This is a genomic window from Nostoc sp. UIC 10630 (assembly GCF_010747425.1).
Lineage (GTDB): Bacteria > Cyanobacteriota > Cyanobacteriia > Cyanobacteriales > Nostocaceae > Nostoc.
Window position 1 is genome coordinate 13,455 of the sequence record NZ_JAAGOG010000098.1, and the last position, 15,722, is coordinate 29,176.

Sequence of the window (15,722 nt, forward strand, 5' to 3'; positions counted from 1 at the left end):
TTAAATAATTTGAAAAAAGTTGTGCTTAAGCGATACCTTTTGAAGAATTTATTTGCATAAAATGAACAATAATATAATACTTACGCATTGATAGGAAATACCAAATATGGATGATTTTTAAAATCATATTTGTCGTAAGGCAATCGGTAAGCCCTACGCGCAGGGGTACGCTAATCCCAGTTCCTTGATGCCTAAGAACCCGTTCACCGGAATGGCTTACCCCTTTGCATCTACATGAATTAGCCCTAGCGCCTGAGTGTATTTCCTATCAAAGAATACGCCGTGTGCAACTTTCTCTCAGACCTAACCCCCAGTCCCTTCTCTGCTAGCGTTGGTTAGGTTGTACACACAAGTCTTTTAAAGTTGTCCCACAAACTTTTGATCCCCCCAACCCCCCTTAAAAAAGGGCAAAAACCTCTCAAAGTCCTCCTTTTTAAGGAGGATTTAGGAGGATCTACGTTTTGTAGAGATGATTTGTGTACACCGTAAGCTAGCATTGGGGAGCAAGAATCAAGCCTCTTGACCTTTCGGGGAGAGAAATGGAAGTGGGGTTATAAGAATAAGTTGCACATCGCCTTATTTACGTTTATACACAACATGATTCTTTTGTAAAGTGTGTGAATTAAACTTTGACTTTCAGATATAAATTTTAAGCTGTCGTTGAATTCAGCTATCGTGGAAAGTAGTAATAATTTTTAGGAAAGCATCAAATACCTTCGTTGATGCGGTAAGTTTGGCTTTGCAGATAGTTTGGCTGCCAAGGAATGATCTGGAAATGGGGCTTTAGACTATTAATTTTATTCTTGGGGCTGGGGTTACTGTTGGATCTCGGTTCCCGCGTCGGAGCAGAGATTTTTTGGTTTCAGGAAGTCGGCTACCTCCAAGTATTTTTGTTGAGGGTGATGACTCGTGGTGTTTTGTGGGTAGTAGTAGCTGGGATAACTGCTGTCTATCTATTGCTAAATCTGGGTTTGGCACAACGGCTCAAATATTCCCAGTCTTTGAAGATTGAGGAAGTTAGGCGTGAGGAAGCAAAACTCACGAGTGAATTAACAAATTTTCTCAGCCCTCATTATTCAAGACGCGACGAAACCCGAATACTTACACCGCAACGCTTTAAAAAATTGAGATTGCGCGGGTTATTATCCCTAAGCCTGATATTAAGCTTGTTGATCGGGGTGATGTTGGTTCACTATGGTCAAATTGCTTTTTCTTACTGGGATTCTCCAGTTAATCAGGGCATTTTACCCATTCCCGCCCTATTTCGACCAGAGACAATCTGGCAACTTTTGAGGCAGATTTTCTCTCAAGTTTGGTATCTCGGTTTAATTGGGGGAGTAGCGATCGCAATCTTAATCTATCCCCAATTTTTACTCACTGCGATCGCGGTTATACTCAGTCCCAGTTTTGCATTCATCCTATTCCAACACTGGCCAAAGGTACTGCAATATTTCCACCCCACCCCTTTCAACAGCACTGACCCTTTATTTGGTCGAGATATCAGCTTTTACATATTTTCTTTACCCCTTTGGGAATTGCTAGAACTCTGGGTGATGGGATTATGTTTGTATGGTTTCGTCGCCGTTACCCTTACTTATCTTTTGTCGGCGGATAGTTTAAGTCAGGGGATTTTTCCTGGTTTTTCGCCCCAGCAGCAGCGTCATTTATTCGGTATGGGTGGTTTATTAATGCTGGTAGTGGCTTTGAGTTATTGGCAAAGTCGCTATGAACTTGTGTATTCTAGCCGTGGTGTAAGTTATGGTGCTAGCTATACAGATGTGACAGCCCAGTTGCCAGCTTATACCTTTTTATGTGTTGTGGCAGTAGCGATCGCCTTTTACCTACTTTGGCGAACGTTTTTCTGGAAACCCAAATCTCGGTATCGTTCCTTGGTATTTTACGGTTTGGGGATTTATTTAGTATTAGTTGTAGCGGCTGACGTTGTTTTACCAACGGTAGTCCAATATTTAATTGTCCAACCTAATGAGTTGCAGCGAGAGCAACCCTACATTCAGCGGACTATCGCCTTGACTCGTCAAGCGTTCGATTTAGAAGCGATCGATTCCACAGGCTTCAACCCTCAAGGAACACTGACTGAAGTTGATATTCAAAAGAATGACTTGACAATTCGGAATATCCGCCTTTGGGATCAACGACCACTGTTAGAAACTAACCGTCAACTGCAACAAATTCGGCCGTATTATCGCTTCCCTGATGCCGATATTGATCGATATACTCTGAAAACAGATATAACTTCACCCCGACCATCAACGCCCCAAAAGTCATCAGAACCTAAGCAGGAAGCGGATGAAGCAACAGAACGGCGGCAGGTACTGATTGCCGCACGAGAATTAGACTACAATGCTGTACCACAGGAAGCTCAAACATGGGTTAACCGCCATTTAATTTATACCCACGGTTTTGGGTTTACTGTTAGCCCAGTTAATACAGTTGGGCCTGGTGGACTACCAGAATATTTTGTCAAAGATATTAGTGATGATAGTAGCGCCCTCACAACTTCTAGTGCAGCCATTCGTAAAAGCATTCCCATTGGTCAACCCCGAATTTATTACGGTGAAATAGCCAATACCTACGTAATGACTGGCACAAGAGTTAGAGAGTTAGACTACCCCAGTGGTAGTGACAATGTTTACAACTCTTACGATGGTCTGGGTGGCGTGGAAATCGGTTCAGTATGGCGACGGTGGTTATTTGCCATGCATTTGAAAGATTGGCAGATGGTGCTGACGCAGGACTTTTTACCAGAGACAAAATTGCTACTGCGGCGAAATGTCAAGCAAAGAATTCAAGCGATCGCACCTTTTTTGAAATTTGACAGCGATCCCTATTTAGTAGCTGCTGCTGCTAATGAAGATTTCCCCAGTAATCCCAGTTATCTTTACTGGATTATTGATGCCTACACGACGAGCGATCGCTATCCTTATTCAGACACTGGCAGCGACGGTATCAACTACATACGTAACTCGGTTAAGGTCGTGATTGATGCCTACAACGGCAGTGTCAATTTTTATATTGCAGATAAGAGCGATCCAATCATTGCCACTTGGTCGGGGATATTTCCCCAAATGTTTAAACCGCTCAGTACAATGCCTGTTAATCTCCGCAGTCATACCCGCTATCCGGTGGATTTTTTCAAAATTCAATCTGAGCGGTTGATGACCTATCACATGACCGATCCCCAGGTATTTTACAATCGGGAAGACCAGTGGCAGATTCCTAATGAAATCTATGGCAGTGAAACTCGTCCGGTAGAGCCATACTATTTGATTACTAGTCTACCCACTGCACCTGTTGTTGACGCAGCCTCTCGTACAGAAGAGTTTATTCTGTTTCTACCCTATACTCCTAGACAACGGACTAATTTAATCGCTTGGTTAGCGGCGCGATCGGATGGTGTTAATTACGGTAAGTTATTGTTATATACTTTTCCAAAAGAAAGGCTGGTCTACGGTACAGAGCAAATCGAGGCGCGGATCAACCAAGACCCGGTAATTTCTCAGCAAATTTCCCTGTGGAATCGCCAAGGATCGAAAGCCATTCAAGGCAATCTATTAGTAATTCCCATTGAGCAATCGCTGCTTTATGTTGAGCCAATCTATCTAGAAGCCACACAGAATAGTCTACCAACTCTGGTGCGGGTAGTTGTGGCTTACGAAAACCGGATTGTCATGGCCCAAACCTTAGAACAAGCCTTACAGGGAATTTTTAAACCAGAAGTTACACCAGCCCCTGCAATTATTCGTCCCTTTGAAGAAGCAGCCCCACCTGGTTAAGAGGTTATTTATAAAGTAAAAATAATTACATAGCAGGGGATAGACAGCGATCGCCATTAACAAAATTTATTGCAACAGACATAGTTTAATGGTTCAACATAATGTAATAGACACTAAAAGTTAATGGACATGCTACAAAATAACCAACTAGAGATCCGTCACATTAGTCCCGAAGTGAGGCAGTTGATTAAAATGTACGCGGATGTTAATAGCTGTACGCAGTCTGAGATGTTGGAACGCATTATTTTGGAGTGGAACGCTCAACAAAGCGAGAGCGAAAGACCGCCAGGAGACGAAGATGAATAGCTTTCTGCTACAATTTTTAGTCTACTTGTAGCGAAAGCCTTTGATTAATTTGGCTCTCTAGCTCAAGAAAAATTTTTCCGAGATTGGGTCTTTCTTGAGGGATTGAATAAAATCCCTCAAAGTCATCATGCTACCCGTTAAGGTGAATTTGGGAGTGCCATTTTGAGCAACGATTCTCACTTCGCCGTCTTGGATCTGAATCTTATTTTTAATGCTATCCCATAGAGTATCAAAGCTCTCATCATCCTTGCAACCATTAGCTTCAAGGAATCTTTGGTGTACTTCTGTTTTTAATGCGAGTGCTTCTGCTGCTTGAGTCCGCGCCTCAAAGTGCTTAACTACATCTTCATAAGCACTTTCCCTGAGAGTTTTATTTTCAGCCTGAACTTGCTCTAACTGAGTTTTTATGGTTTGCAGTTGGGACGCTAAAGCGGCTGATTTATGATATTCAAGTTTTAAGGCTTGCTTTGCATTGGCTAACAAGGTTTTATAATCTAGCTGATCTGGATCTTGATTTTTTTCAGATTGCATTTTTATCTCTACGATCAACAGATTTTAGGTGAAAAACCCTCGTCAGTTATATTACAAAAACTGGCGAGAGTTTAGTAAATATTATGTGGATTATCTAAGTATTAGTTATTTCACCAATAATGGTGTTTCAGAGGTAGGATTTTCCTGAATACTACTCAAACAAGAACTAATGTGCAAGCGGATAGCACGTTCATAAACACTAGTCTGCTGAGTGCGTACCCCTACAGCCTGATATATTAAGCTAACTTCTGGGAATTCAGACCAATACATCAAAAAAATGTCTTTAGCTGGAGTGATAATTTCATAATTATTCTCTTGTCTTTTTTTTCTGAGTTTACAATTATTTAGTTGTAATTTCTGTCTGAATAGTTTTTCAAATTCTGGAATTAAATCTGAAGTAGTTTTCATGTGTTATACACGTTAAAACGTGTTAAGGATGCAAAGACTATCTGATGATATTACTAAGTATGACACTTCAGATACCTCTTACAATATAGTGTATCAGTTATCGAGTCTTTGAGAATTTGAGGTTACTTTTCCCTTCTCATGATTAAATAAGAGGTCTAGGGACTAGGGGAGACTGGGGACTGGGAAAATAGTTAGTAGAGACACCCTGATAATGACAACGCTAAATACCTACAGGCTACAGCCTGGGACTTCAAGACCCTCTGCAAAACTGATTAGTTCCAAATACTCTGGATTTTCTACAAACTTTTTAGCAGCCAGCAATCCAGCAATGCTCCAAGTTTGATAAATTCTGGCTTCTTTGCCAATTAAACGGCCATTGTTGCCATCGTAGTATTCAGGAAATTTATCCTTCAATAAACGCCTTTCGGCAATAGCGATCGCTGCTTGAGCAAGTTCTGTTCGACCTGCTTTCTGCGCCGCCGACGCAAATAACCACAGTAAAACTGGCCAGTTGCCACCATTGTGATAAGACCAAGCCCTGTTTTTAGAGTCACATCCTGTAACAATTCTCCACTCTAAACCATCCATTGCGGGAAAGCAAATTTTAACAGGCATATAGCCGATCAAGTCTTGCCAACGTTGGGCGAATAAATTCATAATGCTTTGAGATTCTTTTTCGCTTGCTAAGGAAGTTAAGATTGCCATCAGATTTCCCAGAGCAAAAAAGCGAAAATCAATCCGTCCCGGCCCCAGATTTCCCGCTAAATATCCTCCCGTTTCTGGCAACCACTCGGTCAACCAACCAGGAATTGATTCTGAGTTGATGTTGAATTTATTAACAATTTCTTTACCAAATTCGTTATCTTTGTAACGATAGATTTCCCCCAATCGCTTCAGGTCTAGCCAATAATAGTTGCGGATATGATATTTCAAAGACCCCAATCGCCTATTGACTTTGCCGAGGTAAGTATCGCCATTTCCATCTGATAAAAGCAATTCACTAGCAGCCCTCAAGGACGCATAAAATAACACCTGAATTTCTAGAGGATGTTCGTAGACTCCCATACGACGGTCAATCATAAACGCGCCATCGGGAACTAACATTGTTGGGTACATGGAAAACCGATGTACTAAGCAAAGATCCAAAATTAGTTTGATTCCGGCTTGAAAATCTGGCTGACGCGCTAGTGACAAATCGCCTGTAGCTTTTTCATAGGCTCGTAACAAGAGAATCCACCACATACAAGAATCAATCGGGGGAACACGAGCGATCGCCTGCTCACCAAAATCAGCGACCAAAAATTCCTCATTCCCTTTAGAATGTACTTTGAAACTGGCAGGCATTAATCCCGCTCCCGGTTCAAAGCAGTCTATCTGCTTTTCATGACTTTGTAATTTCAGTGTTTCTACTAAGAAGTTACGCACAATGTCTGCTTTGCCATACATGAGAAACACCAAGGCAGAAGGGACAAAATCGCGGAGAAAGCACTGGTCATAATTGAGTGCATCTGCCTCTGGATCGTGGGCGGCTACAGTCCCGATGGGTTTCCCTTGGTAATAAATTATCGACTCTTCCAATAATTCCCAAGCTTCTGCTTCCAGTTGACTGTTCTTATCGATGGTGCTAGTCATGGGCATTTAATTCCACTAATAATGGTATGTATCGGCTTAATTATGGAAAGTACGCCAGCCTTACTCAACAAAAAGGCAGGGGGAAATGACCTCTTTCTCCATCTGTGGAGCAGAAAATGGGTTTGAGTCCCCCACAACAACCAAGCGTGGTTCTCGTACTCTACCGGAAGCTAACGCAACAGGGGTGATCATGTGTGAATGGCACGCTTGTTAATCGCAAAGCCCTGATATAACTTGCTTTTTGAGTGTGGGGAGTAAGACTTCTTCCCCGTCCTCCCACACCTCCCACACCTCCCACACCTTGCCCCCTAGCCTCTTCCTCAAGCTGACCAGGTTTCCCGGAAGTCAGCATATAGAGTCAATCCACCATCTACAAATAGCGTTTGTCCGGTGATGTAGGCGGCTTCATCCGAAGCTAAAAAAGCTGCTGCGGCTGCCATCTCCTCTGAAGAGCCAGCACGTCCCATTGGGATGTGACTTTCCACAATCGCCTTTTTTTCAGGGTTATCTATCCAGTCTTGATTTATTGGTGTAATTGTTGCTCCGGGGGCAATAGCGTTGACACGAATACCTCGGTTGGCATATTCCAAAGCTAAGGTTTTAGTCAGGTTTTCCATACCGCCTTTGCTAATGGAATAACTGATATACATCGGTCGCGGAATAATTTCGTGAACGCTGGAAATATTAATAATCACCCCCGAACGATTTAGAGATAGGAGGTGTTTAATAGTTTCACGGGCGCAGAGATAAGCACCCCGGAGATTGACTGCAATTACTCGGTCAAAGTCTGCTGTCGTAACTTCGTGGGATGGACTTTCTATTTGAATCCCAGCATTGTTAATTAGAATATCTAAACTGCCAAATTCCTTTACTACGGTGTTGACCATCTCGATAATGTCTGATTCTTGGGAGACATCACCCTGAAGTAGTAGTGACTTCACACCACAATTTTCGATATTTCCGCAGGCTTTTTGCAATGCCATTTCTTCTGTGTCTACCGCAGCTTCAGGGCTTTTGCGGTAATTGATAGCGATGTTGCACCCTTCTTGAGCGAGTCTGATAGCGATCGCCTGACCAATTCCTGAAGTTGCACCTGTAATTAAAGCATTCTTTCCCTTTAACCCTATCATATTTCCTGACCTTGCTTGAATTTGAACTTAGTCAAACAATTTTGAATTTTAGATTATTCTTTTAAATATCTAAAATTGTTTTGTCAACCCCCAATGGAGGTAATTTAAAGTTAAAAAAATTGAATTTAGGAAATCAATTCTTAAAAATTAGGCTACAGATCCAAGAGATGGAAACTCAACTTGAATCTGATGCCTCTTAGATTACGAATTGGTTAGTTCCTATCGCAAATTCGCTGGTACTTGTTCAGGAACTACCCAGTAATAAATAGTTTTTCCCTCTACATTTAGAGTCTGCTGTGGTTTCCAATCGCCCATATCGAAGGCGTGGGAGACAATGCGACTACCAGGTTTGAGTTCTTTCAACAGCTTCGGACGGAGTTTAGCATTAACCTCTGGCAGTAAGTAAAGTGTAACTACTGTTGCTTCACTAAAATCAGTGGTGAACAAGTCTTGTTGCACAAACTTGACGCGATCGGTTACTCCTGCTTTTTGAGCATTATCATTAGCTTCTTTAATACGTTCAGGATTGATATCTATGCCAACACCACGCGTACCAAACTTTTGTGCCGCAGTGTTGACAATTCTTCCGTCACCACTACCAAGGTCATAAAGCACATCATTCTTACCCACTTTTGCCACTTGCAACATTGCATCTACCACTGGTTGTGGTGTAGGTACATAAGGAACATCGCCGGCGCGTTCTTGTGGTTGAGTTGTAGGAGTTGTTGCAGATGGTGTTTCAGTTTCGGTCTGACCCGTTAAAGTAGAAGGTTGTATCCCAGCTTCCAAATTTGGCTGTGTTGGCGTACACCCAGCAATTCCCAAACTGCTGATACTAACGCCTGTAACCAGTAAAAACAGAATTTTTTTGAAGTTCATAAATTTTTTACTTGATTCGGTAGTTGTAGTTAGTAAAACAACTCACATGAGGTTTAAGTTGCGCTAGAAGCGCACCAAAGTGCGACCCAAAATCCAAAATTGTATTAAGTCCTACCTTGGCGATAGTTATTCCAGAACAACAGGGGGATACCTGCTGCGACAACTAAAACACCTGCAATTGCTCCCACGCCTGTATAAACCAAGCTGGAATAAAGCAAGTAACCGCAGACGGCACAAAAGAGCAATGGTGTAAAAGGATAAAATGGTACACGGAATGGTCGTGCTATGTGGGGTTCACGGATTCGCAATACCAGCAGGGATATGCCAGAAAGCAAGAAGAAGAACCAAAATATTGGGGCGGTGTAATCCACCATTGTTTGAAAGCCTTTGCGGGTGAGCGTGCCTAAAAAAACTAATGCTAAAGCGATCGCTGCTTGCAAGAATAAGGCATAGGTGGGACTACTTGGACGCTGTTTCCAGTGTCCCATAAAACCAAATAGCGAAAAATCCTGTCCCAGTGCGTAGTTGGTACGCGCTCCGGTAAAGATTGTGGCGTTGGTTGCTCCTAAAGTAGCGATCGCAATCAATACACTAATAAACAAGGCTCCCGGTGCGCCCCAAAGAGAGCGCATTAAATCTGCGGCTACTGCTTCCGACTGGGCCATGTTTGCTAATCCTAGCCCCCGTAGGTAAGCCAGATTGATTAGCAAATAAATGGCTGTAATGATCCCAATACTCCACATTAGCGATCGCACAATGTTACGTCGTCCATCTTGAATTTCTGCGGAGATGTAAGCCGCTTCATTCCAACCGCCGTAAGACAACAACACAAACACCATCGCTAATCCCCAGGTTCCTGATGATGCAGATTCTCCAGGGGGAGCAGAATTAGGAATGGCGGTAAGCCCAAGAATCACTACCAGCAACAAACCCAGAACTTTTGCTGCACTTAGCAAGTTTTGCGTCCACTTCCCCTGCTGCAAACCGATGATGTTCAAAGCAGTTAAAAGTGCGATCGCGATGGCTGCATAAATAGAAGACGAAAACGTTCCTAGCCGCCATATCTGAGAAACATAATCGCCAAAAACAAATGCCAACAGAGCAATGGAACCAGTTTGAATTACTGTCATCCGCGCCCAGGCAAATAAAAAGGCAACTCCCCGCCCGAATGCACGTTTCAAATAATAGTAAGTACCACCAACATCGGGATAGACAGTTGCCAACTCTGCATAGCACAGCGCTCCTACCAGAGATACCACACCGCCAATTAGCCAAAAAAGCAGTACAGCAATATTACTACCTGCTTGATTTGCCACTAAAGCCGGGGTTTCAAAAATCCCTGCCCCGATGACAATACCGACAATCAGAGCCACTGCATCTGGTAATGTCAGTGATGGCTTGGGTGTTGCTACTTCAGTTGTTGCTGTCTGCTGAAGCAAACTGTAGTCTTTACGTCTACTCACGTCACTTCCTTACTAGTGTTGAGTGGGAACTCTCCGCTTTGTTTCATCTTTTTTTGCACTGTTTTACCTATGTCTCTATGGTTAAAAACAAATGTGACTCAAAAATGACAATCATCAGTGATATGTCTTCAAGCGGTAATATCCATCTCGCCACATTCAGATCAATGTACCTACAGCGATCGCTTCAATTTTGCTTTTCATAGCAAGGTGGGGAGAATGTCAAATTAATCTAGAGAATGATTGACTAATAGTGGGAAATCGTGCATTGCTTCGATAAGCAGGTAGATGATCTAGTAGTCTGCCAACCCAAAAATGCTATGTGAGGTCTGGGGAAAGGGGAAAGGGTAAGGGATTTAAAACCTTTCCCCCTTCCCCCTTTCCCTTTACCCCGCCAAGTTCACTTGGCGAACTACTAGTAATCACCTAAAATTTGAGATTAGTAGGGATTAACGAGTAATAAATCATAAAAATTTCTTTTTACTCTTAGAGGTTGTTTGAAAAGTGGTTGGCTGTATCTTTGCACTTATTGATCCCCCCTAACCCCCCTTAAAAAGCTACCGTGTATACACAAGTTGAGTTGGGAATCACATAGACACAAAAGAACGGAAAATTTTTTTTAAAATCCAAGATTATCCGTTAAACCTATATCAATAAGCTGACACTATTGATAATTAGCTTGCTCGGTTCAAAACCTTGCCTACTAAGGCTTGTATCCTACCAGGCAAGGATTTTAGAACTTGTGCATACACAGTAGCCTTAAAAAGGGGGGAACCGGAATCAAAGTCACCCTTTTTAAGGGGAGCCAGTGCGGTCTTCTCCCAAAGGGAGAGGCTAGCGCCTTCGCAGAGCGTCTCGTAGAGAAGGGGGTTTCCCCCATGAGCAACTGGCGTGGATTTAGGGGGATCTAAAACGTTTTGCTACCAAGAAAAGAACTTTTCAAACATCCTCTTAATTTTTTAGTATCTACTACTGGGAAAAAGTAGAATATCGATTAATTCACCCACAACCAAACCTAATACTGCTATAACCGTTAAAATCCAGAATGAATCTAGCTTGTTAAAGCCAGAAAAGCGCATTTCCAAATCAGCTAAAATCGTAGTTGCTAAAGGTATGAGAAAAAGCCTTAATAATAGCGACCAAGTTGCTACAAAAGCAATTGATATACTTAAAAATAATATGACAGCTAAAGTTTGAGATCCAAATTCAACTAAACGCTCTAACCAAGAAGTACTCTTTCGCACAATAACTATAACCATAGAAGCCACAAAAGCTCCCACTAACCAAACAATATGATTAGCAGCAAGATACCATCCCAGGAGAGTGTAAGCTAGCCATAGTAATACTAAAGGCATAAAAGGAATCCTGTTAAAAAATTCCACATTCATACTGTCAAGGCTTATAAAAATACCAAGTTAATATCTTAATTGTAGTCAAAGATACGCTTTTTTTATCCTCTTGATGTATTGGGGAGGGGGAAAATTCAAAGTCTCTCTCCTAAGAGGAGAGAGAAATAGAAGTGAGGTTTTCCAGATGCCGTGAAAAGTCAGGATATGATGCGATCGCTTCTAGCTTAAAGTTCAGATAATCAAGCTTATCCAGCAATAAGAATATCTTGATATACGTATGCCTTTTAAATGCAAGTTACATTTAAGACAAAAAAATGAATAGTCTAAGAACAAGAGTACTATATTTTAAAAATACTAACGATATATAAGTAAATGGACTTTGACTCTCAGCTATTTGCCATGAAATTTCATAGAGAGGTAGTGACGATTTACTGTGTACAACTTTGATAACTGTCCACAATACAGTTGCATGTCTCAAGCTCATGGTAATATTATTTTACTGTCAGGAGATATTATTTATACATCAACTTACGACCATGCTGAAACAGCTAGTCAGGCGTGCTACCTCCAAAAAACAAAAAGTTATTCAACCCAGCAAGGAAATCACCAAAAGCAGCAATGTGCAAAGCACAGAGCTTTTGAAACTCTGCTTATATAAGATACTAAAGAGCTAAAAAAGCCCTTTTTTAGGAATCATGATAGCCAGCGAAGAAGGCATAAAAACCTCTTAGCATCGGCAAAAAATTAGACAACAGTAAATATAAAAGTGTTGACGCAATGTCAAGGGTTTTTTGTATACATAAAAGTAACAGAAAGCACGTTTTTTGTTGCCAATAAAACATTAAGATTGTGTCTTTTCTTTAGATACTGATTATCTTTGTGCTTAGTTACCTATATATACAATTCCTATTTGACTGGTGAAAACTTAAGCGACCTCGATCAGATGAGGCAAACACTTAAATTTAACAAATGGTTTAGGACTGCTAAATCAATCCTGATTTAGTAACGACTTGATTATTGACAACGTAAGTAAAAGTAACAGGTAAAACATGAATATCATTGTTCGTTTAATTGGAGCGATCGCTCTCCAAGTGTCTGTATTGGCTGCAATGTCTAGCATGGCAATGTCTGCTGACAAGCCCCTGCGCCTCCGTATCCAGGAGGCTGCTGTGTCTCAACGGAAAACAACACAGAGGATTTGCTCTTTAGATCCCATTGAAGATTTATTACCTCCACCACAGACTAAGGCCAATAATTCTTTGCTTTCTTACCTTGCTGAACAAGGTTTTACCCAAAATACAGAGGGTTCTTGGGTCTGTTATGCAAACGATCCGAAAAAAGAAGGGCGTTATTTTACTCTGTTTAAGGTTAAACGAGTGGATAACAGGCTCATAGCAAGTTCTTTTCTAGATGAAGGTAGTCTGATTGAGGGGCAAGAAAATCGTAGCTTGAACTTCTTTATGATGCTGATCGAGCATCATCTGAATACGACTCAAGAGAACCGCAAAGGTATACGTAGATATTTAGAAGCCTTCGTTTCCTTAGTAAAGCAAGGGAAGATCAAACCTACACGTCGTGCATTTCTTTTCGATCAACCAAATCGAGGAATGGTCTTATATCACACACTCTCATCAGGGAATCTCAAAGGTACCGGAATCACGATCAACATTTATTTACCTAAGAGTTGAATTCGGGAGTGGGGATTGCTGACTTAGGGTTGGGGACTGGAGATTGGGGAGAAGAACCAATACCGAATTCCCAGCCCAATTAAATTGCTGTCGTTTACTGGAGGTGCATCTTGCCTAAATCAATTTTTCAAACAATTGCAATATCGAAAACGGTTCGTTTTGCAACGATCACATTCTCATCTCTCGCAGTAGGACTCACTACGTGTCAGTCTGCTTTTGCACAACTCAATATTGGACGCTATGGTATCCAACAAGGATTGGAGTCTGAGTATCTCCAGTACCAAATCAATAACCAGAATTTGAACCAGATGCGAGTCATTCCTGGATGTAATGTGGGATTTGGTTTGACCTGCAATAAAACTGGATCGGTAATCCAACGATTAGTGGAATTAAATGGTGGGAGTACTTATCAAAACCTCCTGATTCGAGCAGCCGGTGGGGAAAAAAATTTCCAGAATTTTGCTAGCTATTACGGTAACAATCCCAATCTCCCTGCGGTACCTTTCGCCTCTTTTTGGGCAAACGAATCACCCGCAATCATGGATAGCTCTCAATACCTTCTTGGACAACAGTTTGGTCGCAATCCAGTAGAAGGACTCGGACTAGTAACAAACCAGTTCTACTGGTCTCCATATTCAGGAGGCAATAACTCGGTCAGCCTCCGTGATGGACTACTAGACTTGAAATTCTCATACGGACGACTGCTGTTTGAGGAAGCCTCGAAAATTTCCAACATTAAGGAGCAAATTCAATCTTTAGGTCTGTCGCCAGAGATGACGAATTTTTATATAAATAAAATCTCTACAGGCTTAGATGCGTTGAATTCTGGAGATCCAAACCAACTCGAAAAGAGGGTTTTTGAACTACTATCCTATCCATACTCCGAAGATGGTGGGGAACTCGGACGACCCAACAACGCGATTCCAGAAGAATTTAATCAGCTTTTGGGAGAAGATATCCCAGGAGATATGTTGGTTAGTGACAGTCCAGTACCGTTGGATGGAGAAACGATAGCCTTTGATATCCCCGGCTCTGAGGGAGAAGTCGTCCTAGCAGACAGCCCTGATTCCTTTCCACTCTGGCCACTAGGAATTGGAGCTCTTGTTATAGCGATGATTCTATTGATGGATGGCGATACTTCTTCAGGCGAAACATCTATTCCTCCAGAAAATACACCTATACCTACACCTACACCTCCACCTACACCTTTGTCTCTCACCAGCAAAGGCGAATGTGATCTGACTCCTAGTGGTAGTGGCTCCGATCACACACAGATAATTGAGATTCCGTGTAATGTTACTCCTAAACCCCCTACGGAAGTGAAGAAGGTAGTGGAGCCATCAATGATCAAAGCACTTGTATTGCTAATTGTTCTACTATACATAGTTCGTTCTAAACATCGGTCTTTAAAAATCCGTAATTCATAATTAGACATCTGGTTAAAAAGGAATGTAGAAGGGTAGCAGTGCTATAAGTAAAGCTACCTCTAGAGGTAGCTTTATAAAGATTTCTATAAACGGTTTGATATCCCTGATAGTATTGCTAACGAGGTTGTTGTGATGACAGTTGCGATCGCCTGTTAATCTGCGGCCAATTCACAACATTCCACCAATTATTCAAATACTCAGCCCGACGGTTGCGATATTTAAGGTAATAAGCATGTTCCCATAGATCGTTACCCATAATCGGATAGAAACCATCCATAATTGGATTATCCTGATTTGCTGTAGTAACAATCTGGAGTTGATTTTGAGGATTGCGTACTAGCCAAACCCAACCACTACCAAAGCGAGCGGCACCTGCTGCGTTAAACTGTTTTTTAAAGGCATCAAAACTGCCAAAAGTTTGGTTAATTTCTTGAGCGATCGCTCCCGTTGGTTGTCCACCACTGTCGGGACTCATCAGTTGCCAAAAAATGGTGTGGTTGAGATGACCACCACCGTTATTACGTACCTTTGTCCGAATATCTTCAGGTACGCTGTTCAAATCCACTAATAAAGCTTCAACACTTCTTTTTTGCAAATCTGGGTACTGCTTTAATGCATCATTTAAGTTCTTGACGTAGCTAGCGTGGTGTGCATCATGATGCAATTTCATCGTTTCAGCATCAATAGCTTTTCCCAATGCCCCATAACCATAAGGCAATGGTGGTAGCTGTGCAGGGAAAGCGCTTAGTGACCTATTAGGATAAGCTACAGGGGGAAATGACCTAGCAGGCGTTGGTGTTGGTGTAGAAGATTGTGCCTCAGCTATTAGTACTGGTTGATGAGAAATTAGCAGAATTGCCAGCACAATTGTTGTGAAGAAAAAAACTATTTTTTTTCGCAAAAATCTTATCATAAATTGTAGCCTCAAAATCAATATTATTGGCTTGCAATCTGATGAGAGACTATTTTTTGATAGCCCACTTAACCCAGATATATATACTACTTTATCAGGTAACTAGAGCAAAAAATTATCAAAATAATAGAATTAATCACTACAAGTGTATGGGGCTATTTAACACACCCCAAAATCTCCATTGCCAGCAAAAATTATCTAATAA

General features: G+C 41.6%; 13 protein-coding genes. 5 read left to right on the forward strand and 8 right to left on the reverse strand.

The annotated features are described in order from the left end of the window. Nucleotides 1-764: 764 nt before the first annotated feature. Both G1O98_RS21300 and G1O98_RS21305 read left to right on the forward strand, forming a co-directional pair. Nucleotides 765-3,794, forward strand: a complete 3,030-nt coding sequence (locus G1O98_RS21300) for a UPF0182 family protein (RefSeq protein ID WP_163931529.1) — start codon at nucleotides 765-767, stop codon at nucleotides 3,792-3,794. A 123-nt stretch (nucleotides 3,795-3,917) separates the two neighbouring features. Continuing rightward, nucleotides 3,918-4,100: a hypothetical protein gene (locus G1O98_RS21305; RefSeq protein WP_012408316.1), complete on the forward strand. Its 183-nt coding sequence runs from the start codon at nucleotides 3,918-3,920 to the stop codon at nucleotides 4,098-4,100. Between the two features lie 57 nt (nucleotides 4,101-4,157). On the opposite strand, the gene G1O98_RS21310 is transcribed toward G1O98_RS21305, so the two are convergent. From G1O98_RS21310 to G1O98_RS21320, 3 genes are all read right to left on the reverse strand, one after another. After that, nucleotides 4,158-4,631, reverse strand: a complete 474-nt coding sequence (locus tag G1O98_RS21310; RefSeq protein ID WP_163931532.1) for a hypothetical protein — start codon at nucleotides 4,629-4,631, stop codon at nucleotides 4,158-4,160. Nucleotides 4,632-4,736: 105 nt separating this feature from the next. Then, a complete protein-coding gene (locus tag G1O98_RS21315) occupies nucleotides 4,737-5,039 on the reverse strand; it encodes a hypothetical protein (protein WP_163931535.1) in 303 nt (100 codons plus the stop codon). A 228-nt stretch (nucleotides 5,040-5,267) separates the two neighbouring features. Next, nucleotides 5,268-6,677 (reverse strand): glycoside hydrolase 100 family protein, encoded by a 1,410-nt coding sequence (locus G1O98_RS21320; RefSeq protein ID WP_175586796.1) that lies wholly within the window; start codon nucleotides 6,675-6,677, stop codon nucleotides 5,268-5,270. Nucleotides 6,678-6,756: 79 nt separating this feature from the next. Between G1O98_RS21320 and G1O98_RS40775 the strand changes: the two genes are divergently transcribed. Continuing rightward, nucleotides 6,757-6,885, forward strand: a complete 129-nt coding sequence (locus G1O98_RS40775) for a hypothetical protein (protein WP_275941789.1) — start codon at nucleotides 6,757-6,759, stop codon at nucleotides 6,883-6,885. A 106-nt stretch (nucleotides 6,886-6,991) separates the two neighbouring features. Here G1O98_RS40775 and G1O98_RS21325 read toward each other — a convergent pair whose 3' ends face one another. From G1O98_RS21325 to G1O98_RS21340, 4 genes are all read right to left on the reverse strand, one after another. Next, nucleotides 6,992-7,801, reverse strand: a complete 810-nt coding sequence (locus G1O98_RS21325) for a glucose 1-dehydrogenase (RefSeq protein ID WP_114080999.1) — start codon at nucleotides 7,799-7,801, stop codon at nucleotides 6,992-6,994. 219 nt (nucleotides 7,802-8,020) lie between these two features. Further along, on the reverse strand, nucleotides 8,021-8,680 hold the full coding sequence (locus G1O98_RS21330; RefSeq protein ID WP_163931538.1) for a class I SAM-dependent methyltransferase: 660 nt from the start codon (nucleotides 8,678-8,680) through the stop codon (nucleotides 8,021-8,023). Nucleotides 8,681-8,784: 104 nt separating this feature from the next. After that, nucleotides 8,785-10,143 carry an amino acid permease gene (locus G1O98_RS21335; RefSeq protein WP_163931541.1) on the reverse strand — a complete coding sequence of 453 codons (1,359 nt, stop codon included), beginning with the start codon at nucleotides 10,141-10,143 and terminating at the stop codon, nucleotides 8,785-8,787. A 956-nt stretch (nucleotides 10,144-11,099) separates the two neighbouring features. Next, nucleotides 11,100-11,528 carry a hypothetical protein gene (locus G1O98_RS21340; protein ID WP_163931545.1) on the reverse strand — a complete coding sequence of 143 codons (429 nt, stop codon included), beginning with the start codon at nucleotides 11,526-11,528 and terminating at the stop codon, nucleotides 11,100-11,102. A gap of 1,010 nt (nucleotides 11,529-12,538) precedes the next feature. Here G1O98_RS21340 and G1O98_RS21345 point away from each other — a divergent pair. Both G1O98_RS21345 and G1O98_RS21350 read left to right on the forward strand, forming a co-directional pair. Then, complete coding sequence (locus G1O98_RS21345; RefSeq protein WP_163931548.1) at nucleotides 12,539-13,177, forward strand: hypothetical protein; 639 nt, start codon at nucleotides 12,539-12,541, stop codon at nucleotides 13,175-13,177. 110 nt (nucleotides 13,178-13,287) lie between these two features. Then, complete coding sequence (locus G1O98_RS21350; protein WP_175586797.1) at nucleotides 13,288-14,604, forward strand: hypothetical protein; 1,317 nt, start codon at nucleotides 13,288-13,290, stop codon at nucleotides 14,602-14,604. A 115-nt stretch (nucleotides 14,605-14,719) separates the two neighbouring features. Here the strand turns inward: G1O98_RS21350 and G1O98_RS21355 are convergent, their stop codons facing one another. Beyond that, a complete protein-coding gene (locus G1O98_RS21355; protein ID WP_163931552.1) occupies nucleotides 14,720-15,517 on the reverse strand; it encodes a superoxide dismutase in 798 nt (265 codons plus the stop codon). Nucleotides 15,518-15,722 lie beyond the last annotated feature (205 nt).